The organism is Myxococcus dinghuensis, assembly GCF_024198235.1.
GTDB classification, from domain to species: Bacteria; Myxococcota; Myxococcia; order Myxococcales; family Myxococcaceae; genus Myxococcus; species Myxococcus dinghuensis.
In genome coordinates this window covers 64,799-85,059 of the sequence record NZ_JAKCFB010000008.1, presented here as the reverse complement: position 1 = coordinate 85,059, position 20,261 = coordinate 64,799, and the positions used below count along the sequence as shown (strand labels likewise).

The following is a 20,261-nucleotide window of genomic DNA, read 5'->3' as shown; positions in this document are numbered from 1 at the left end:
CGGCCGACTCCGTCATGGGACGCCTGCTCTCATTCGCCCTCGTCGCGGCCAGCCCCTTCGGTGGCGTGCTCGCCGCCGTTCCGCTCGGCGTGCTGGGCTTCGGCTATCCCCCCTGGGCCGTGGCGCTCGCCTGCGTGCCGCTGGGCTACCTCCAGGTCGCCGTGGTGGACCTGGGATGGGACGGACTGGAGCGGCTGCGGTGGTGGCGAGCGTTGCTCGGGCGGCCCCGGAGCGCCCTGGTGCAACGGCTGCTCGCGCACTGCGGTGGCTTCTGGTCCACCGCGGCGCTCGTCCCCTTGTTGGGCCCCTGGTTGGTGATGGGCCTGATGCGCGCGGCGGGCGTCCCCCAGCGCCGCGTGGCCGCGCCCATCCTCTTCGCGCTGGCCGTGGTGTCCTGCGTCCTCGCCGCGTCGTGCCTCCTGGCACCGGAGCGGATGCGGTGAGTCTGCGCGAGACACGTCGCGACTACGCGGCGGCCTTCGCTCCCGCCCAGTCCTCCACCTCGTAGAGGAACCGCGAGGCGCCCACCAGCTTGCGGTTGGCGGAGGTGCTCTGCACGAACACCACGTACTTCTCGAGGTTGGCGGGGCGGATGCGCACCGTCTCCCCCGGCGGCAGGCAGAGCAGCTCCCGCGCGCGCTCGCCGCTGAAGAGGTCCCCCGTCTTGCGGTCCATCAACACGACCTCCTTGTGGCCCTGGATGGTCTCCGTCTTGGTGAACTCGTAGAAGCCGCGCCCCGTCTTGAACGCCAGGCCGTTCTCCGCCACCAGTTCCTTGATGGGCATGTCCCGGTCCACCTCCAGCACCTGGAAGCGCCCCGGCGGCACCGCGCGCAGGTCCGCCTCGCCGAAGGACGCGGAGACACTCCGGCCCAGCATGGTGCCGAAGATGGCATCGAGGCCGCGGTTCATGCGGCCCTGCTTCACCACCTCCGCCTCGTACGCCTGGAGCCGCGCGTCCGACGACTGCTTGTAGCAGACGGCCAGCAGCATGTCGGTGACGTGCGCGAACTGGGCGAGGCTCAGGTGGAAGCCGCCCGACTTCTCCGCCAGCTCCCGGTAGAACGGCGTCGCGTGCGCGCGCGCCAGCGCCTGCACCCCATAGACGGGCACGCCCATCCTACCCAGCGCATCCACTTCCTTGCGCCAGTCCAACCGCTTCGGGTTCGACGCGGGCGGGTGCGGGACGTCATCGCCAATCAACACCAACGCCCGCGTGTAGCCCGCGGTCCATGACAGGGATTGCGCCTCGCGCAGCACCAGCTCATAGCACTCCGGCGCGTCTCCACCGCCCGTCTGCCCCACGCGGTCCACGAAGCGGACCACCGCCTCCACGTCGTCCGACAGGTCCAGCACCTTCGTCACGTACGTCGAGCCCGCGTCGCAGTAGTCGCCATGCGCGATGATGCCGATGCGGATGCCAGGAATCTCCTTCATCAACCGGGACACGGTCCCTCGCAGCTTCGTGCGCACCTGCGCGAGGCAGGGATACATGCTGCCCGTGGTATCGAAGCTGAAGACAATCTCGACGCGGTTGTCGACGACAGACGTGCTCATCTCTCGCTCCCCTCATGCGTACCGACGAGGAGAAAGATACGGGACAGGTCTGACATTCGAGCCGCCGCGCCACGACCTACGTCCAGGGTGGGCGCACCCCACGCCGCCGACGTTTCCGGGCGCCCCAGTCCCATCCCGGATACTCGGGCCTTGCTGCTCTTCCGGGGTCATGCTGAAACGCGCCGCCACGGCCCCAGTCCGGGGTCGCGGGGAGGACGTTGGTGGAGATTCAGAAGCCCTACCTGTTGTTCCTGGGGGACGTGCCGGACCAGCTCGCGGCGAAGACGGCGCACGGCATCGTCGACTGGCGGCCGGAGTGGTGCGTGGGGCAACTGCGGCTGCCGGGGTGCCAGGCCGACTGCGGGCTCCAGGACATGGACATCGCCGAGGCGAAGGCGAAGGGGGTGCGGACGCTCGTCGTGGGCGTGGCCAACGCGGGCGGGGTGTTGCCGGAGCCGTGGGTGGGCAAGCTGGTGGAGGCGCTCGACGCGGGCCTGGACGTGGCCACGGGGCTGCACCGGCGCCTGTCGGCCTTCCCCGTCATCGCCGCGGCGGCCGAGCGCAACGGGCGGAGGCTTCACGACGTGCGCATCCCCGACATGGAGTTCGCCACCGGCAAGGGCACGAAGCGCTCCGGGCTGCGCCTGCTGACGGTGGGCACGGACTGCTCGGTGGGGAAGAAGTACACGGCGCTCGCGCTGGAGAAGGAGATGCGCGCGCGGGGCCTCAAGGCGGACTTCCGCGCCACGGGGCAGACGGGCATCTTCATCTCCGGGCGGGGCGTGGCGCTCGACGCGGTGGTGTCCGACTTCGTCGCGGGCGCGGCCGAGTGGCTCTCTCCCCCCAACGCCGACGACCACTGGGACCTCGTCGAGGGACAGGGCTCGCTGTTCCACCCGTCGTTCGCGGGCGTCACGCTTTCGCTCCTGCACGGCGCGCAGCCGGACGCGTTCATCGTCTGCCACGAGCCCACGCGCACCCGCATGCGCGGCGTCCAACATCCCCTCCCCACCATCCAGGCCGTCATCGACCGCACCGTCCTGGAGGGGCAGCTCACCAATCCGCGCATCCAGTGCACCGGCATCGCCATCAACACGGAAGCCCTGGACGAGCCCCAGGCCCTGGCGCTGCTCGAGGAGACCGGACGCGCGCACGGCCTGCCCTGCGTCGACCCGCTCCGCACCGGCGTCGGTCCGCTCGTGGACGAGCTGGCGCGGCGCTTCCCTCCCCAGGCCTGAGCCCATGCGAAAGCTCACCGTCCGACACGAGAGCTGGCCCATCGCCGGCCGCTTCACCATCTCCCGGGGTTCGAAGACCTCCGCCGAGGTGGTGGTGGTGACCCTGGAAGAGGATGGCGCCGTGGGCCGTGGAGAGTGCGTCCCCTACGGCCGCTATGGCGAGACGGTGCCGGGAGTCCTCGAGGCGCTGGAGGCCGCGCGCCCACGCATCGAGGCGGGGCTGGGACGCGCGGAAGTGCCGGAGGTGCTCGCGCCCCGGGCCGCGCGCAACGCGCTGGACTGCGCGCTGTGGGACCTGGAGGCGAAGCAGGCGGGCCGCCCCATCTGGGCGCTCCTGGGCATGGCCGAGCCCCGGCCGCTCGTCACCGCGTATACCCTCAGCCTGGACACCGCCGAGGCCATGCGGCTCGCCGCCGAGAAGGCCGCGCACCGCCCCCTGCTCAAGGTGAAGCTGGGGCGCGGTGGAGACGAGGACATCGAGCGGCTGCGGGCCATCCGGGAGGGCGCGCCCGGAAGCCGCCTCATCGTGGACGCCAACGAGGGCTGGAGGCCCGAGGAGCTGCCCACCCTGCTCGCGGCCTGCGCGGGACTGGGCGTGGTGATGGTGGAGCAGCCCCTGCCCGCCTCCGACGACGAGGCCCTGCGGGGGCTGGAGCGGCCGGTGGCGGTCTGCGCCGACGAGTCCGCCCACGACCGGCACGGGCTGGGGGCGCTGGTCGGCAAGTACGACGCCCTCAACATCAAGCTCGACAAGACGGGCGGGCTCACGGAGGCCCTGGCCCTGGCCGAGGCGGCCCGGGGCCACGGCCTCCAGCGCATGGTGGGCTGCATGGTGGCCACGTCGCTCTCCATGGCGCCGGCGGCGCTCGTCGCCCAGGGGGCGGAGGTGGTGGACCTGGACGGGCCGCTGCTGCTCGCCCGGGACCGCGAGCCGGGCATCCGCTTCGAGGGCAACACCCTGTTCTGGCCTCCACGCGAGCTGTGGGGCTGAGCGGGGGCGGGGATTGACTCACCGGGCCGTTCGTCGCGGCCCTTGCGTCGCGCCGACGCCACACGGTGACAGGAGGCACTTGCCCTGGCGGGGCTGGAGGCACAGCATGCGCGGCCACCGTGTCTCCCCACTCCGCGAGCCCGAATCCCCACCGCACGTACACCGAGCGCCGCGCCACCGCGCAGGCGGAGCTGACCGCCCTGGACCGCGTCAGCGCCCGCTACGCCAACCTGCGCACCGTGGCCTTCCTGGCGGCGGTCGCCATCTCCGGGTTCATCCTCGCGGACCGCCTTTCGCGGGACTGGTGGTGGGGCACCGTCGGCGCCCTCGTCCTCTACGGCGTGCTCGCCGTGCTGCACCACCAGGTCTTCCGTCGCGAGGAGCGCCAGCGGCTCTACGTGCTGCTCAACGACCGGGGCCTCGCCCGGCTGGGCCCGGGCTGGCACGAGTTCACCGAGCGCGGTGAGCGCTTCGCGTCCGCCAGCCACCTGTACACCCCGGACCTGGACGTCTTCGGACAGGGCAGCCTCTTCCAGCTCCTCAACGAGACCGCCACCCGGGCCGGCGAGGAGCGGCTCGCGGCGTGGCTGTCGGCTCCCGCCTCCGTGGCGGAGGTCGAGGCCCGGCAGGGCGCCGCGCGCGAGCTGGCGCCGAGGACCGACTTCCGCCAGGACCTGTGCGTCGACGCGCGCACGGTGGCCAAGGAGAAGGCGGACCCCAGCCTCTTCATCCAGTGGGCCGAGTCCAGCCCGTCGCTGACGTCCATCCGTTGGTCGCTGCCGCTCGCCCTCATCCTGCCGCCCATCACCCTGACGCTCTTCATCCTGGGCCAGGTGGGCGTCCTGCGCGGCGCGTGGGTCTGGCTGGGGCTGGGCGCGCAGTTGCTCGTGGCGGTGCTCACGCGCCGCACCCTCAAGGCCATGGACGACGCCGTCGAGCGCGGTGAGCAGGGCTTCGTCCGCTACGCCCCCCTCTTCGAGCGCGTGGAGGGCCAGCGCTTCGAGCATCCCCTGCTGCGCCAGCTCCAGTCCGGGCTCCAGCAGCAGGGCGAGCCGGCGGTGTCCGCGCACTTCAAGCGCTTCAGCCAGCTCTACTCGCTCATCGAGTTCAAGCGGCACCAGTTCCATGCCCTCGTGCACTGGGTGACGCTCTGGGACATCCACGCGCTGTTCGCGCTGGAGCGCTGGCGCGCGCGGTACGGCGGGAAGGTGCGGCACTGGTTCTCCGCGCTCGCGGAGCTGGAGGCCCTGTCGTGCGTGGCCGGGCTGGCCCATGACCGCCCCGCCTTCACGTGGCCCGTGCTGGAGGCCCAGGGGCCGCGCATGGAGGCGAAGCAGTTGGGGCACCCCCTGCTGGACGCCCCCGTCCCCAACGACGTGGCCCTGCCCGGCCCCGCGCACGCGCTGCTCATCACCGGCTCCAACATGAGCGGCAAGACGACGCTGATGCGGGCCATGGGCGCCAACGTGGTGCTGGCCCTGGCGGGCGCGCCCGTGTGCGCGGAGGCCTTCCGGCTCTCCCCGCTCCAGGTGCTGACCAGCATGCGCGTGAAGGACTCGCTGGAGCGCGGCGTGTCGTACTTCTACGCGGAGGTCCAGCGCATCAAGGCCGTGCTGGACGCGGCGCGCGCGGCGGACGGACAGGCCCTGTTCCTGCTCGACGAAATCCTGCTGGGCACCAACACGCGGGAGCGGCAGCTCGCCTCGCGCGAGGTGCTGCGCCTGCTCCTGGCCACCGGCGCGTGTGGCGCGGTGACGACGCACGACCTGTCGCTGACGGCGCTGGCCGAGGAGCAGGGCGCGCGCGTGCTCAACGTCCACTTCCGGGACCACCTCGAGGACGGGAAGATGGTCTTCGACTACAAGCTGCGCGAGGGCGTGGTGGACACCACCAACGCGCTGCGCGTGCTGCGGCTCGCCGGCGTCCCGGTGGACGACCCGGAGGCCCCGTCCGCGTCCTGAGCGGCGCGACGGGGGCCGCGCCCTGCGGCCCCGGCCTCGCGGACAGGGCGCTGGAAACGACACGGGCCCCGGGAAGCGAATCCCGAGGCCCGCGTTGATTCCTCGATACAGCTCGCGCGTGGCGACTACTTCGCCAGCTCGATGAGCGCCGCGGCGCCCATGCCGCCACCGATGCACATGGTGACGACGCCGTAGCGGCCGTTGCGGCGCTTCAGCTCGCGCAGGATGGTGGCGACGAGGCGCGCGCCGGACACGCCCAGCGGGTGGCCCAGGGCGATGGCGCCGCCGTTGGGGTTCACCTTGTCCAGGGGGATGCCCAGCTCGCGGATGCAGTACAGCGCCTGCGGGGCGAAGGCCTCGTTCAGCTCGAAGACGTCGATGTCCTTCACCTCGAGCTTGTTCTTGGCCAGCAGCTTGCGCACCGCGGGCACGGGGCCGATGCCCATGACCTCCGGAGGCACGCCCGCGACGGCGAAGTCGATGAAGTAGCCCAGCGGCTTGACGCCCAGCTCCTTCGCCTTCTCCTCGCTCATCACCACCGCGGCGGCGGCGCCGTCGGTCAGCGGCGACGCGTTGCCCGCCGTCACCACGCCCTTGGCGTTGAAGGCCGGCTTGAGCTTGTTCAGGCCCTCGAACGTCGTCTCCGGCCGGAGGATGGTGTCCACGGACACCGTCACCGTCTGCGCGACGCCGTTGTCGTCGTAGACCGTGGTGGTGACGGGGACGATCTCCTCCTTGAACTTGCCCTGCTCGCGCGCGGTGGCGGCGCGGCGCTGGCTCTCCGCGGCGAACTTGTCGGAGTCCTCACGCGACACGTTGTGACGGGAGGCGATGTTCTCCGCCGTCACGCCCATGGACGTGTAGATCTCCGGGTGGTTCGCCATGATCTCCGGGTTGGCGCTCACCTTGTTGCCGCCCATGGGGACCATGGTCATCGACTCGGTGCCACCGCCGATGCCCACCTGGATGTGTCCCGCCTGGATGGCCGCCGCGATCTGCGCGATGGCCTGCGTCCCGGAGGAACAGAAGCGGTTGATGGTCATCGCCGGAACGTCCACCGGCAGCCCCGCCAGCAGCGTGGCCTGACGGGCCACGTTCATGCCCTGCTCGGCCTCCGGCATGGCACAGCCCAGGACGACGTCCTCCACGTCCGACGGCTTCAGGCCGGGGACCTGGGCGACGGCCTCCTTGATGGCGACGGCCGCCAGGGTATCCGGCCGGGTGTCCTTGAACTCTCCCTTGTGCGCGCGGGTGAACGGCGTGCGGACCGCGCTGGCAATCACGACTCGACCAGCCATTTCAGTGTCTCCTCGCCCGGGGGGCACCCAGGCATGCAGCGAATCTCTTTGTCGTGGTCAATGAGTACCGGCCAGCGCTCAGTTCCGCAGCGGCTTGCCCTTCTCGATCATGTGGGTCAGGCGGTCCTGGGTCTTCTCCTCGCCGCACAGGCTCAGGAAGGCCTCGGCCTCCAGCTCGAGCAGCTTCTCCTCGGTGACGAGGGCGGAGGTGCTCGTGTCACCACCGGTGAGCACGCGCGCCAGCTTCTGGCCGATCTTGCGGTCGTGGGCGCTGACCTGGCCGTTCATCTGCATGTCGTACAGCATCATGTCGATGGTGGCGTAGCCGCTGGGGCCGCCCAGGCGGAAGCGCGTGGGGCGCGGCGCGCGGAAGCCCGCGTCCGCCATGCCCAGCACGCGCGCCTTCGCGTCGGACAGGAGGAAGTCGCGGTTGGCGCTGATGCCGTCGGAGGCGGACAGGAAGCCCAGCTCGCGGGCCTCCTCGGCGCTGGTGGCCACCTTCGCCGTGCCGATGGACAGGAACACCTTCTTGAGGAAGGGCAGCGGGTCGAAGTCCTTGTCCGTGGAGTACGCGCCGTAGACGTTGCGCAGCAGCTGCATGTTGCCGCCACCACCGGGGATGAGGCCCACGCCCACCTCGACGAGGCCCATGTACAGCTCGGCGCTCGCCTGGATGGCGTTGCCGCCCATCGTCACCTCGGAGCCGCCGCCCAGGGTGAGGTTGAAGGGCGCCGTCACCACCGGCACCGGGCTGTAGCGCATGCGCTGGTTGGCGGCCTGGAAGCCCGTCACCAGCTTGCGGATGGACTCGTACTCGCCGCTCTTCGCCGCCCACACCAGCGCGACGATGTTGGCGCCCGCGGAGAAGTTGGCGCCGTCGTTGCCGATGACGAGGCCCTTGAAGTTCTTCTCCGTCTCGTTGAGCGCCGTGTCCATCATCTCGATGATCTGGTCATCGATGGAGTTCATCTTCGTGTGGAACTCCAGCAGCGTCGCGCCATCGCCCAGGTCCCACAGGGTGGCGGAGTCGTTGCCGACGATCTTCTTGTTGCCGCGCTTGAGGTACTCCACGCGCTGCGTGCGGGCGTTCTCCGGCACCACCTTCACGGACTTGGACGGGATGTCCCAGTAGGTGTCCTTGCCGTTCGCCACGCCGTAGAAGGACTCGCGGCCGGCGGCCAGCATGTCCTCCACCCACTTCGCCGGCTTGAGGCCCAGCGCCTTCATGCGCTCGACGCCCTTCTTCACGCCGTACGCGTCCCAGACCTCGAAGGGGCCCAGGTCCCAACCGAAGCCCCAGCGCACGCCACGGTCCACGTTGACCACGTCGTCGGCGATCTCCGGGATGCGGCGGCTGGTGTAGGCCAGCACGTCCAGCGTCACCTGCTCGGCGAACCTGGCGGCCTTGTCCGTGCCGTTCAGGACGACGGCCACGCGCTCCTTGACGTCCTCGACCTCGCGGGCGGCGCCCAGCGACTCGTAGCGCACCTTGCCCTGCGCCCGGTACTCGAGCGTCTTCAGGTCGAGCGCGAGGATCTCCTTGCCGCCGCTGCTCTTGTCCTTCTTGTAGAAGCCGCCGCCGCTCTTGTCGCCCAGCATGCCCTTCTCCACCATCTTCTGGAGGAAGTCGGGGATGGCGAAGACGTTGCGCTCCTCGTCCTGCGTCAGCGTGTCGTAACAGTTCTTCGCCACGTGGACGAAGGTGTCCAGGCCCACGATGTCCGCGGTGCGGAACACGGCGGACTTGGGACGGCCCATCGCCGGGCCGAAGATCTTGTCCACCTCCTCGATGGAGAGCTCCGCCGGGCCCATGGCCGCGATGGTGCGCATCATCCCGTACACGCCGATGCGGTTGGCGATGAAGTTGGTGGTGTCCTTGCCGTAGACGATGCCCTTGCCGAGCACCTCTTCGCCGAAGCGGTGGATGGCCTTCATCACCGCCGGGTCCGTGTGCTCGCCGGCCACCAGCTCCAGGAGCTTCATGTAGCGCACGGGGTTGAAGAAGTGCGTGACGAGGAAGTTCTTCTTGAACGCCTCGCCGCGGCCCTGCGTCATCCCGACGATGGACATGCCGGAGGTGTTGGACGAGATGATGGCGTCCCTGCGGGCGTGCTTCTCCACCTTCTCGAAGAGGGCCTGCTTGACGGCCAGGTCCTCCTTCACGACCTCGATGACCCAGTCGCACTCGGAGATGCGGTGCAGGTCGTCGTCGAAGTTGCCCACCTCGATGGCGGTGAAGACCTGCTCCGACATGATGGGGCTGGGCTTCTGCTTGCGCATGTTGGCCAGCGCGCCGGCGGCGAACTTGTTGCGGAAGGCCTTGGACGAGGTGTCCTCGCCCGGGGCGGCCTTCGGCGGAACGATGTCCAGCAGCAGCGCGCGAACGCCCGAGTTGGCCAGATGGGCGGCAATGCCGCTACCCATCACTCCGGCGCCCAGCACAGCTACCTTGCGGATCCGCGTCGTCATTGGGAATGGCTCCCTTGCTTGTGGGAAGGAGGGGACTGCACAAATGTAGGCGATTGACCCGAAAGTCAATCTGTTCGGCGGGTCGTCGTGCTCGCCACGGGGTCGTCACACCGACTACAAACCAGGCCGCCATGGCGCGCCTCGACCCGCACTCGTACAACGACAGCACGCAGCCCGAGACGGAAACCCTCGACTGGAAGGCCCGCGTCGATTTCCGGACGCACCGCCTCCACGCGGAAGCGACCCTGACGCTCAAGGAAGCCTCCGCCGGTCCCCTCGACCTGGATACCCGGGATTTGGAGATACTGGGAGTCACGGACGGCAATGGTCGTCCCTTGCCCTACATCCTCGCTCCGCCTGAACCGATTCTTGGAAGTCGATTGCGCGTGGAGCTGCCGTCGGGGCTGCGGCAACTGACGGTGCGCTACCGCACGGCGCCCAACGCCAGCGCGCTCCAGTGGCTGACGCCCTCGCAGACGGCGGGGGGCCAGCACCCGTTCCTGTACAGCCAGTGCCAGGCCATCCACGCACGCAGTGTGGTCCCGCTCCAGGACACGCCGAGGATCCGCATCCGCTACCGGGCGGCGCTGCGGGTGCCCAAGGCGCTCAAGGCGGTCATGGCGGCCAGCTTCGTGCGCCGCGAGGAGCACGGGGTGGAGGCGGAGGAGCACTACGAGATGCCGCAGCCGGTGCCCCCGTACCTGCTGGCCTTCGCGGTGGGGAGCCTGGCGCCGAAGGAGCTGGGCCCGCGCTCGCGGGTGTGGGCGGAGCCGGAGCTGCTGGAGGACGCGGCGGAGGAGTTCTCCGGCGTGGACGACATGCTGCGCGCGGCCGAGTCGCTGTTCGGCCCGTACGACTGGGAGCGCTTCGACCTGCTCACCATGCCGCCCTCGTTCCCGTATGGCGGCATGGAGAACCCGCGGCTGACGTTCCTGACGCCCACGCTCATCGCGGGGGACAAGAGCCTGGTGAACGTGGTGGCGCACGAGCTGGCGCACTCGTGGACGGGCAACCTGGTGACGAATGCCTCGGCGGAGCACTTCTGGCTCAACGAGGGCTTCACCGTCTTCGCCGAGCGGCGCATCCTCGAGGCGATGGAGGGGCCGGAGGTCGCCGCGCTGCACGCGGCGCTGGGACGGCGGGCGCTGGAGGAGGCGCTGCACCACTTCCGCGAGCACCCCTACCTCACCGCGCTGCGCACGCACCTGACGGGCGTGGACCCGGACGAGGCCTTCTCCCAGATTCCGTACGAGAAGGGCTACCTGCTCCTGCGCGCCATGGAGGAGGCCGTGGGGCGCGAGGCCTTCGACGGGTTCCTGCGCCGCTACCTGGCGACGTACCGCTTCCGCGCGCTCACCACCGAGGAGTTCATCGCCTTCGTGGAGCGGGAGCTGCCCGGCGTGCTGACGAAGGTGGACGCGGACGCCTACCTCAACCGCCCGGGCATCCCCCCGGGGGCGCCCGCGCCCCACTCCAGCCGCCTGGAGACGCTCGAGAAGCTGCGCGGCACCGTGCCGTCCGAGGACGTGGTGAAGGACTGGACGCCCGCGGAGTGGCAGTTGTTCCTGGAGTGGCTGCCCCAGGACACGCCCCGGGACGTGTTCCGCCAGTTGGACGAGCGCTTCAGCCTCACGAAGAGCCGCAACTCGGAGGTGCTGGTGGCGTGGCTCGTCGCGGCGCTGCGCGCGGGCTGGGAGCCGGCGGTGGGCCGCACGGAGGCCTTCCTCGGCGAGGTGGGCCGGATGAAGTACCTCAAGCCGCTGTACGGGGTGCTCGCCGCCTCACGCGAGCACCGCGCGCTGGCGCGCTCGCTCTTCAAGAAGTACGGGGAGCGCTACCACCCCATCGCCCGGCAGGGCGTGGAGCTCATCCTGTCGCGCGCCTGAGGCCCCGCGCGGGCCCCGGCGGAGTCAGCAGGCCGGGGCCTACTTCGCGGAAGCGGCCGTGAGGCGCTTCTGCGCGAGGTCCAGGTACTTCGTGTCCAGGTCGATGCCCACGTAGCGGCGGCCCAGCTTGAGGGCGGCGACGCCCGTGGTGCCGCTGCCGTTGAAGGGGTCGAGCACGAGCGCGTCCTCGGGGGTGCTCGCCTCGATGATGCGCTCGAGCAGCGCCACGGGCTTCTGCGTGGGGTGGCTGCCGAAGGCCTTCTCCTCGCCGCCGCGCGGGACGGTGAGCGTCCACAGCCGGCCCTCGCCGTCCGCGGTGACCTCCGCGTCGCCGGAGGGCGGCAGCGCCCACGCGTCGCGCATCTGCTTGCCGCCGTTGTCCGCCTTCATCTTGGAGTAGTTGAAGACGTGCTGGAGCTTGCCGCCGGACTTCGGCGAGGCCCAGATGAGCAGCTCCGTGGAGTGCGTGAAGTAGCGGCACGCCAGGTTGGGGCTCGCGTTGGGCTTGAACCAGGTGACGGTGTTGAGCAGCTTGTAGCCGAGCTTCTGCATGGCGAAGCCGGCGTTGAAGATGACGTGCTGGGTGCCGCTCACCCAGAGCGTGCCGGTGGGCTTGAGCAGGCGCTGGCAGGCGGCGAGCCACGCGGTGGTGAACGCGTGGTCCTCCTCCACGCCGCGCGACACGTCCCAGTTGCCCTTCTGCACGGACACCCGCTTGCCGCCCTTGCAGGTGGTCCCCCCGTTGGAGAGGAAATACGGCGGGTCCGCGAAAATCATGTCGAACGTCTGGGGCTCGAACTGCTGCAGCAGCTCCAGGCTGTCCCCGCGCAGGAGCGTCCAGGCGTCACCCTTGGCGTGCACGCTCTCGTTGAGGGAGCGCCGGACAATCTTCAGGTTTGGGGCAGCAGCTTCCGCGAACATCTCGCCTCCGTCGGACTCTTCGTCGTGGGACGCCGCGGAATGTCAGGCCACTTCGGTGCTACGTCTAATTTCTGGCCTGTAGCACCCTGAAACTTGACGGGTGCGCCGGGCCGTAGAAGCGCCGCGAGCAGGGCGGCAGCGCCTCTCGTGGAGGCCCTGCGTCACCCTGCTCGTCGGATGCTGCTTCGGTGCTGTGAAGCGGCGAGGCCCGAATCAGGCCTTGGCCTTCTTGCCACCCTTGGCGGGGGCAGCGCCCTCCGCGGGAGCGGCGGCGTCCTTCGCCGGCTGCGCGGCGTACTTCTTGCGGAAGCGGTCGATGCGACCCTGGGTATCCAGGAGCTTGTACTTGCCCGTGAAGAAGGGGTGGCAGTTCGAGCAGATTTCCACCGAGAACGAGCCGCGGGTGGAGTGGGTCTCGACGACGTTGCCGCAGGCGCAGGTGATGCGGGACGGCGGATAGACCGGGTGCATTTCAGGCTTCATGACGCTCTCCAGGGTGCCTTGCCCCCACCCGCCCACGGGAGGGAGGTCCGGCACTGTAGTGGCCGGCGCTTATAACGGCGCGCCGGCCGGGGCACAAGACCAGCACGGGCTAGTGGGCGGCCGAACCGGGGGGTTCGACGCGCTCCACCGACTTCTGGACGACCGGGTCCGCCGGAACGTCCGCGCCCAACTGGATGTACGACAATAGATGCGTCCGGGGGGCCTGCGTTGCGCCCTGCCCCGCCGTCTTCTCCAAGGCCGTCCGCCGGGCTTCCAGGCTGGCGACCGCCTCCGTCAAGGCCCGCTTCCCGGCCGCATCGGTGGTGGACTGGAGCCGCTCCCGGGCCTTCGACAGGCTCATCTCCACGATGCGCAGGTTCTCCTTCGCGCGCAGCGGCTCGGAGTTGTCCACGAAGCGACCGGGGCCGTCGACGGACAGCTCCAGCCGGGCCAACTGCCGCCCCCGGTCTCCCGGCGGGACGACGGTGGTCAGTCCCTGCCGCTGGGCGATGCCGGAGCCCCGGCCCTCGTGCGACTGCACCACGAAGTCCACGCCCTCCACGGAGTCCGCCACCTGGACGACGTCCACGTAGGGCGCCGCCGCCAGCAGCAGCACCAGGTCCACCTTGGATTGCTCGCGCAGGCGCTTCACCTCCGCGGCGATGGCCGGCTGGAGCGGCAGGCCCCGCATCGTCGAGCCGGCGGCCTTGCCCGTCGCCTGCGGCTCCATGGGCAGGGGCTCGGGCGTGGCCGGCGACACGCCCACCACGCCCACCTTGAGGCCGCCCACCTCCGTCACCACCGAGGCGGGGAACAGCAACTTGCCCTGGCCATCCACCAGGTTCGCGGACAGCAGCTTCAGCTTCGACTTGCGCGTCTGCTTGCGCAGGAAGTCCACGCCGAGCACGAGGTCGCGCGCGCCCACGGCCATGGCCGTGGTGCCCTGCGCGTCCATCTGCGCCAACAAGAGCTCCGCGCGCGGGCGCGCATCCGGGGCCATGCCGCTGTCCCGGCTCTTGAAGAGCGCGTTGCCCGCATCCAACACGAGCACGGGCACGCCCTTCGCGCGCTCGTTCTCGATGGCCTTCTTTCGTCTGGCCAGACCGCCAGACGGGTTGTGCCTTCAACCACAGGGGGCGACTTCGCCCCCATTGTCTCCGGTGAAGAGCAGCACGAGCTTCTTGGGCGCCGCCACCGCGACCAGGGGCAACAGCAGGAACGCCAGCGCCGCGAGCCGCAGCGGACGACCGCTCATTTCTTGGCTCCCTTCTTGGGAGGAGGCGCCTTGGCCTTGTCCAGCTCCGCGATGCGCTCCTTGGCCGTCTTGGCGGCGGCGGACTTGGGATAGCTCGCCACCAGCTCCTCCAGCGCCAGGCGCGACTCGTCCTTCATCTTCAACTGGGCGAAGCACTCCGACAGGCGCAGGTACGCGTCCGGCGCGGACGGCGTCTTCGGGTAGTCCTTCGCCAGCTTGCCGTACTCGCTGACCGCCTCGGCCCACTTGGACTCGCCGAAGTACGTCTCGCCCAGCCCGAAGTAGGCCTCGCCCACGAGCGCGTCCTTCGGCCACTTCTTCATGAACTCGTTGAAGAGCTGGCGGGCCACGAGGACCTCTCCCTCCTTGGCCTTGGTCCGCGCCAGCGCGAGGAAGTCGTCCTTGTCGGCGGGACGCTGGAGCGCCTCCGCCTTCTTCTTGGCCTCCGCCTCCTTCACCGCGGCGGTGCCCTGGAGCGCGAGGAGCTTCTGGTCCTGCGCGCCGAGGGCCGTCTCCAGCTCCGTGATCTTGTGGAGGTAGGTCTCCACCTGGCCCCGGAGCTGGGCGAGGTCCTCGACCGTCTTCTGGAACTGGATGCCGATGTCCGCGTCCTTGCGGCGCGACGCGGTATCCAGGCCGTCGAGGGCCTTGGTGACCTGACCGATCTTCTCGTCGATCTTCGGCAACGTGGCGGCGAGCTGTTCGCGCGCCTCCTTCAACTCCGCCTGCATCTGCGCGGAGTCGGCGCCGAGCCGGTCCACCTTCGCCTCGAGGGCGCGGCCACGGTCAGCGGGATAGAAACACCCTGGGAGAACGAACAGGGCGAGCAGGGCGAGCCTTCGCATGGGTCGGGCATCTTACGGCCAATTCGGCGCCGCGTCCGGACTTCTCGCGGGCCCCCGGGGGCCGGCCGCCCGCCTGCCCTCGCTCAGCGGGCCCCTCCCAGGGCGTCCAGGCGTCCCGCGGCATGGGCACAGGCCACCCGCAGCCGCACCGGGTTGAGGAAGAACGGCACCGGGCGTGCGCGCCCCGCCTCCAGGGACTGGAGGCCCCGGCGGTACTCGACCACCGCCTCGAAGGGCCGGCGGCACTGCTCCAGCAGCAGTCCGAGCAGATAACGCGCCGCCGCGTGGTCCGGGTCCAGCGCCAGGCAGCGCCGCAGGTCCCGCTCCGCCACCGCGTCGGAGACCCCGGAGGCCGCGCCATCGAGGACGCAGGCGAAGAGCAGGTCGGCCTCCGCGAAGGCGGCAGGCTCCGTCCCCTCGGAAGCGCTCACTCGAGAGACATCCACGGCCACGAACCGCCCGGACTCACGCACGGGTACGGACGGTGAAGCCCCTTCCGTGCTCGGGGTGCCCTCCGGGGGGACGCGCCCAGGCGCCTCCCCCCCGAGCGCGGGCGCCGGTGTCGCACTCGACGGTGTCGGCGCGCCAGGGCGACCGACCTGCCCCGACGGAGCCCTCGCCCCTGGGGGACTCGGTGCCACCAACGCCGCGAACCGGCCGGACTCGCGCGAGGAGCCGGAGGGAGACACCGTCTCGACGGGGCCTGGTGTCCCCACCACGGAGAACCGGCTGGACTCACGCGAGGAGGTGGAAGGCGAGGTCACCCCCGCCGTCCCCTGGACGGGCTCCCGCGGGGCGGGCGTCGACGGCGTCACGACCGTGGCGAACCGGCCGGACTGTCGCGCCGGCGGCGCGCGGACCGCCCCGGAGGTCACCGCGAGGTCCGGCTCCGGGCTGACGTCGACGCGCTGATAGAAGAACGCCGTCTCCGTGCGGAAGACGCGCAGGGTCGCCGGGACCTGGAGCAGGGGCTCCGACGCGGACAGCACCAGCAGGCCGCCTGGAACGAGGCTCTCCGCGAGGGAGGCCACCGTCCGCAAGAAGGCCTCCTGCGTGAAGTAGATGAGCACGTTGCGACAGAAGATGACGTCGAACCCCTCCCCGCCCGTCGCCATGGGATACGGCGCGTCCATGAGGTTGTGCACCTGGAAGCTGGCGCGCGCGCGCAGGGGCATCACCAGCGTCAACCGCGAGCCCAGGGGCGCGAAGTAGCGCTCCCGCGAGCCCGCGGGCACGCGGCGGGCCTGCTCGGGGGAGAACGCCAGCGAGCGCGCCTTGCGCAGCGCCGCCTCGGAGATGTCCGTCCCCAGCACCGTGCTCGCCGGGTCCGCGCCCGCCTCCGCCAGCAACATCAGCAGCGTGGCCACCTCCTCGCCGGTGGAGCAGCCCGCGCTCCAGATGCGCAGCGGGCGGCGCCCCACCCGGTCCATCAACGGCGGGAGCACCTGGTCCCGGAAGGCCGTCAGCTGCACCTCGTCCCGGAACAGGTCCGTCTTGTTCACCACCACCGCGGAGATGAGCGCCTCCAGCTCCGCGGCGCCCGAGGGAGAGCGGAGCAGGGCCAGGTACTGGTGCGGCGTCATCCCGCGACAGCGCTCCGTCAGCCGATCATCCAGCCGCCGGAGCTGCGGCCCGCTGAGCGCCATACCCGTACGCGACGTGAGGAACGCCCGCACGTAGCCCCATTGGGCGCCCGGGCCACGCACGCTCGGTTCACCGCCCCACTGCGAGAGATTCACCCCGGGCCAGTCGCGCCAGCGAGGACGCGACTTCATCGCCGTGGATGAGGTGGTCCACCGCCTTGCGCTCCACCGCCGCGCCCGGCATGCCGAACACCACGCAGGACTCCTCGTTCTGCGCCATCGTCAGGCCTCCGGCCTGTCGGATCGCCAGCAGACCGTCCGCGCCATCCGCCCCCATGCCCGTGAGCACCAGGCCCACCGCGCGGCGGCCATACGTGCGGGCCGCGCTCTCCAGCAGCGTCGTGCCCGACGGCATGTGCCCGTCACGCTCCACGCCCTGCTTGAGCCCCACGCGCCCGCGGAACGGGATGACGGTGTGCATCCCCGGCGGAGCGATGAGCACGTGCCCCGGCATCAGCGGCTCGCCGTCCTGCGCCAGCCGCACCTTCAGCCGGCTGGCGTTGGCCAACCACCCGGCCAGCGACTCCGCGAAGGCCGCGTTGATGTGCTGGACGATGACGATGGGCGCGGGGAAGTCCGCGGGCAGCTCCGACAGCATCCGGTACAGCACCTGGGGACCGCCGGTGCTGGCGGCCACCACCACCACGCCCATGGACACGGCGGGCAGCACGGACGTCGTCACGCGCGGCGGGGTGATGCCCTTCTGGGGCCGGCGCAGGTGACGGATGACCCGCACCGACGACAGCAGCCGGATCTCCCGCACCAGGTTCCAGGCCTCCGGACCGGCATCGATTGCGGGCTTGATCTGCAGCGCGAGCGCCCCCAGCTCCAGCGCCCGGTACGTCAGCTCCGGCGCCTGGGAGCGGGGATCCGCCGTCAGCACCAGGATGGGCGTGGGACACTCCGCCATGATGTGCTCGGTGGCGGTGAGCCCGTCCATCACCGGCATGTCCACGTCCATCGTGATGACGTGGGGGCGCAGCTCCTTGGTCATCTCCACGGCCTGCTTGCCGTCCGCGCACGTCCCCACGACCTCGATGTCGGGGTCCTTGCTCAGCGCCTCGCAGATGAGCTGTCGGCAGATGAGTGAGTCATCGACCACCAGCACCGACACTTTCTTGCCCATGCCCTGTCCATACCCCGTACGCGAGGTGTGGAGTATAGCCAATGCGGGGACCCGTCCCGACAGGGGTTTGAGGCGATTTGGCTCAACCCAACAGCCGGCCCACCACATCCACCAGGTCCTGGCGGACCAGATCGCCCTTGGTGATGTAGCCGTCCGCCCCCGCGGCCAGCCCACGCCGCCGGTCCTCCTCCCCACCACGGGTGGTGAGGATGACGACGGGCAGTCGGGAGCGGACGGGGTGCCCCTTGAGGTGCCGCGTCAGCTCCAGGCCATCCATCCCGGGCATCTCCAGGTCCGTCACCACCAGGTCCACCGGCGCGGCGGCCAGCACGTCCAGCGCCTCCGCGCCATCCGCCGCCATGACGGTGTCGTACCCCACCGCCTCCAGGAGGTTGGAGATGAGCTCCCGGGTGAGGGGGGAGTCGTCCACCACGAGGATGCGCCGCCGCCGGGCCTCGACGTCCGGGGTGGCTGACCGGGGCAGCCGCACCGCGCTCGTCCCATGGGCGCTGGCGGTGAGGTAGGCGGCGGACAGGACCATGGCCAGCCGCCCATCCGCCAGGGACGTGGCGCCGGTGAGGTGGCTGAACCGGGCGACCAGCCCCCGCAGGGGGAGGATGGCCTGGACGCGCTCCTCGAGGACCCGGTCCACCACCAGCGCCGCGGCGCCACCCTGGCTGCGGACCACCAGGACCAGCTCCCCCTCCTCCACCGGTCGCTCCGGCACCAACCCCAGCAACGTGCCGAGCGACGCCAGCGGTAGCACCCGACCCTCCACGAGCAGCGCGGGACGCCCCGCCACCTCGCACAGGTGCAGGGGCTCCACCTTCAGCGCCCGGGAGACATGCGTCGCGCTCAGGGCGAGCGTCTCCGTCCCCACCTGGATGAAGAGCAGCGGCGCCACCGTCAGGGACACGGGCACGCGCAGCTCGAAGATGGTGCCCCAGCCCGGCGCGGACTCCACGCCGACGTCGCCGCCCAGGCCCTGGATGGAGGCGCGCACGGCGTCCAGGCCCACGCCGCGGCCGGACAGGTCCGTCGCCACCTCGCGGGAGGTGAAGCCGGCCTGGAAGATGAGCTCGCGGGAGGCGGCGTCCGACAGGGCGTTGGCCGCGCTCTCGTCCAGGAAGCCCTTGCGCACGGCGATGCGCCGCAGCGCGGCCGGGTCCATGCCCATGCCGTCGTCCTCGACGCGGAGGATGATGCGGCTGCCCTCCCGGGCCGCGCGCAACGTGAGGCAGCCGCGGGGGTGCTTGCCCGAACTGACCCGGTCGACCCGCGTCTCCAGGCCGTGGTCGAGCGCGTTGCGCACCAGGTGCATGAGCGGCTCGCGCAGCGCCTCCACCACCGCGCGGTCGGCCCGGGTGTCCTCGCCGTCGATGACCAGCTCCACCTCCTTGCCGAGGGCGCGGGACAGGTCGCGCACCATGCGTGGATAGGGTTCGAAGAGGACGGAGAGCGGGAGCATGCGCAGCCCCTGGACCTCCTCCATCACCATGCCCAGGTCGCGAAGCTCCTCGTTCGAGAGGAGCTTGGACTCGCGGTGCAGCGCGGCGGCCAGCTCCTTGGCGGTGCCGAGCCGGGCCACCAGCGACGCGGCCGCGGGCCCCAGGTCCTCCGCCTCCCGGGCCAGTTGTCCCAGCTCCCGCGCCAATGCGAGACGCCGGGCATTGGCCCGCTCGCGACGGCGCGCCACCTGCGCGAGGTTGGTCGCCGCGCTGGTCAACACGTCCAGGCTGGCCACGCCGATGCGCACCGCCGTGTCCATGCGCGTCTCGGGCTGGCGCGACACCGTCGTCCCCGCCGAGGCCCCCTGAGTAGCGGAGCCCTGGCCCCGCGCCGGGCCGCCTTCCGTCGAGGAGGCGACTGCGTTGGAGGTCTCCGCGCGTGGAGCGGAGGGCCAGCCGCGAGGACTGGCCGTCGACGGAGACGTCGTACGGCCCGCTGGGACTTGCTCGCCTCGGACATCCGCGGTCGTGGTCGACTCCACGCGAGATGCGCCCGGATTCGTCGCCCGTGCGGGAGCGATGAGCGGAGAGCCCATCCGAGGCGCCCCCGGCAAAGGGCCACCTGCGCCCAGGCCCCCCGAGCCCCCGGAGGAACCGGACGAACGGGCGCCCTGCCCCAGTTCCACGGAGGACACCCCGACGCCGGCTGTACGCGGCCCCTCTCCGGAGGACCCGACGCCGGATACGCCACGTGGGCTCTCACCGGATGACCCACCGCTGGATACGCCTCGTGGGCTCTCACCGGATGACCCGATGCCGGATACACCACGCGCGCCCTCGCCAGATGCCCCGACGCTGGATACGCCACGAAGGCTCTCGCCAGATGCCCCGACGACGCCGGATACGCCACGTGGACTCTCGCCGGATGACCCGACGACGCCGGATACGCCACGTGGACTCTCGCCAGATGCCCCGACGACGCCGGATACGCCACGTGGACTCTCCCCAGATGCGCCAACGCCGGCGACACCACGAGAGCCCTCACCGAGGGCCCCACCTGGAGACGTGACACGGCCACCTTCAGCCTCAGACGACGGAGCGGTGTCTCCCGTCACACGTGACTGCGCGCCCTCGACGCCA

16 protein-coding genes are annotated in these 20,261 nt (G+C 70.9%); 5 read left to right on the top strand and 11 right to left on the bottom strand.

All coding sequences use genetic code 11. The features are described 5' to 3' along the window. The first annotated feature begins 14 nt into the window (after positions 1-14). Positions 15-443, top strand: coding sequence for a hypothetical protein (locus tag LZ198_RS13800; RefSeq protein ID WP_253972408.1), 429 nt, complete (start codon positions 15-17; stop codon positions 441-443). 22 nt (positions 444-465) lie between these two features. Here the strand turns inward: LZ198_RS13800 and LZ198_RS13795 are convergent, their stop codons facing one another. After that, positions 466-1,557 (bottom strand): vWA domain-containing protein, encoded by a 1,092-nt coding sequence (locus tag LZ198_RS13795; protein ID WP_253972407.1) that lies wholly within the window; start codon positions 1,555-1,557, stop codon positions 466-468. 221 nt (positions 1,558-1,778) lie between these two features. Here LZ198_RS13795 and dgcN point away from each other — a divergent pair, with 221 nt between their 5' ends. From dgcN to LZ198_RS13780, 3 genes are all read left to right on the top strand, one after another. Further along, complete coding sequence (gene dgcN, locus LZ198_RS13790) at positions 1,779-2,795, top strand: N-acetyltransferase DgcN (RefSeq protein WP_253972406.1); 1,017 nt, start codon at positions 1,779-1,781, stop codon at positions 2,793-2,795. Between the two features lie 4 nt (positions 2,796-2,799). After that, complete coding sequence (gene dgcA, locus LZ198_RS13785) at positions 2,800-3,786, top strand: N-acetyl-D-Glu racemase DgcA (protein WP_253972405.1); 987 nt, start codon at positions 2,800-2,802, stop codon at positions 3,784-3,786. A 119-nt stretch (positions 3,787-3,905) separates the two neighbouring features. Next, positions 3,906-5,747, top strand: a complete 1,842-nt coding sequence (locus tag LZ198_RS13780; protein WP_253972404.1) for a MutS-related protein — start codon at positions 3,906-3,908, stop codon at positions 5,745-5,747. 125 nt (positions 5,748-5,872) lie between these two features. On the opposite strand, the gene LZ198_RS13775 is transcribed toward LZ198_RS13780, so the two are convergent. Further along, positions 5,873-7,045 carry a thiolase family protein gene (locus tag LZ198_RS13775; RefSeq protein ID WP_253972403.1) on the bottom strand — a complete coding sequence of 391 codons (1,173 nt, stop codon included), beginning with the start codon at positions 7,043-7,045 and terminating at the stop codon, positions 5,873-5,875. Between the two features lie 78 nt (positions 7,046-7,123). Next, positions 7,124-9,514, bottom strand: a complete 2,391-nt coding sequence (locus tag LZ198_RS13770; protein ID WP_253972402.1) for a 3-hydroxyacyl-CoA dehydrogenase/enoyl-CoA hydratase family protein — start codon at positions 9,512-9,514, stop codon at positions 7,124-7,126. 131 nt (positions 9,515-9,645) lie between these two features. Between LZ198_RS13770 and LZ198_RS13765 the strand changes: the two genes are divergently transcribed. Beyond that, complete coding sequence (locus tag LZ198_RS13765) at positions 9,646-11,400, top strand: M1 family metallopeptidase (protein WP_253972401.1); 1,755 nt, start codon at positions 9,646-9,648, stop codon at positions 11,398-11,400. Between the two features lie 39 nt (positions 11,401-11,439). On the opposite strand, the gene LZ198_RS13760 is transcribed toward LZ198_RS13765, so the two are convergent. The 8 genes from LZ198_RS13760 to LZ198_RS13730 all read right to left on the bottom strand — a co-directional run bounded on the left by LZ198_RS13760 (position 11,440) and on the right by LZ198_RS13730 (position 19,465). Beyond that, positions 11,440-12,321, bottom strand: a complete 882-nt coding sequence (locus LZ198_RS13760) for a DNA-methyltransferase (protein WP_253972400.1) — start codon at positions 12,319-12,321, stop codon at positions 11,440-11,442. A 213-nt stretch (positions 12,322-12,534) separates the two neighbouring features. After that, positions 12,535-12,804 (bottom strand): 50S ribosomal protein L31, encoded by a 270-nt coding sequence (rpmE, locus tag LZ198_RS13755; protein WP_253972399.1) that lies wholly within the window; start codon positions 12,802-12,804, stop codon positions 12,535-12,537. Between the two features lie 109 nt (positions 12,805-12,913). Next, positions 12,914-13,855: a metallophosphoesterase family protein gene (locus LZ198_RS13750; protein ID WP_253972569.1), complete on the bottom strand. Its 942-nt coding sequence runs from the start codon at positions 13,853-13,855 to the stop codon at positions 12,914-12,916. A gap of 72 nt (positions 13,856-13,927) precedes the next feature. Further along, entirely contained in the window at positions 13,928-14,059 is a 132-nt protein-coding gene (locus tag LZ198_RS42880; RefSeq protein ID WP_256559536.1) for a hypothetical protein, read from the bottom strand. Continuing rightward, positions 14,056-14,904, bottom strand: a complete 849-nt coding sequence (locus tag LZ198_RS13745) for a tetratricopeptide repeat protein (RefSeq protein WP_253972398.1) — start codon at positions 14,902-14,904, stop codon at positions 14,056-14,058. Before LZ198_RS13745 ends, LZ198_RS42880 begins: the two co-directional genes overlap by 4 nt. Positions 14,905-14,987: 83 nt before the next feature. After that, positions 14,988-16,610 (bottom strand): CheR family methyltransferase, encoded by a 1,623-nt coding sequence (locus LZ198_RS13740; protein WP_253972397.1) that lies wholly within the window; start codon positions 16,608-16,610, stop codon positions 14,988-14,990. Positions 16,611-16,617: 7 nt separating this feature from the next. Next, complete coding sequence (cheB, locus tag LZ198_RS13735; protein ID WP_253972396.1) at positions 16,618-17,673, bottom strand: chemotaxis-specific protein-glutamate methyltransferase CheB; 1,056 nt, start codon at positions 17,671-17,673, stop codon at positions 16,618-16,620. Positions 17,674-17,755: 82 nt separating this feature from the next. Continuing rightward, positions 17,756-19,465, bottom strand: a complete 1,710-nt coding sequence (locus tag LZ198_RS13730) for a hybrid sensor histidine kinase/response regulator (protein WP_253972568.1) — start codon at positions 19,463-19,465, stop codon at positions 17,756-17,758. Positions 19,466-20,261 lie beyond the last annotated feature (796 nt).

Coding starts and splice junctions, on each gene's coding strand:
- LZ198_RS42880 (WP_256559536.1), bottom strand. CDS start 14,059: ATGAGCGGTCGTCCGCTGCGGCTCGCGGCGCTGGCGTTCCTGCTGTTG.
- dgcA (WP_253972405.1), top strand. CDS start 2,800: ATGCGAAAGCTCACCGTCCGACACGAGAGCTGGCCCATCGCCGGCCGC.
- LZ198_RS13765 (WP_253972401.1), top strand. CDS start 9,646: ATGGCGCGCCTCGACCCGCACTCGTACAACGACAGCACGCAGCCCGAG.
- LZ198_RS13795 (WP_253972407.1), bottom strand. CDS start 1,557: ATGAGCACGTCTGTCGTCGACAACCGCGTCGAGATTGTCTTCAGCTTC.
- LZ198_RS13770 (WP_253972402.1), bottom strand. CDS start 9,514: ATGACGACGCGGATCCGCAAGGTAGCTGTGCTGGGCGCCGGAGTGATG.
- LZ198_RS13775 (WP_253972403.1), bottom strand. CDS start 7,045: ATGGCTGGTCGAGTCGTGATTGCCAGCGCGGTCCGCACGCCGTTCACC.
- LZ198_RS13800 (WP_253972408.1), top strand. CDS start 15: ATGGGACGCCTGCTCTCATTCGCCCTCGTCGCGGCCAGCCCCTTCGGT.
- LZ198_RS13760 (WP_253972400.1), bottom strand. CDS start 12,321: ATGTTCGCGGAAGCTGCTGCCCCAAACCTGAAGATTGTCCGGCGCTCC.
- rpmE (WP_253972399.1), bottom strand. CDS start 12,804: ATGAAGCCTGAAATGCACCCGGTCTATCCGCCGTCCCGCATCACCTGC.
- cheB (WP_253972396.1), bottom strand. CDS start 17,673: ATGGGCAAGAAAGTGTCGGTGCTGGTGGTCGATGACTCACTCATCTGC.
- LZ198_RS13745 (WP_253972398.1), bottom strand. CDS start 14,904: ATGCGAAGGCTCGCCCTGCTCGCCCTGTTCGTTCTCCCAGGGTGTTTC.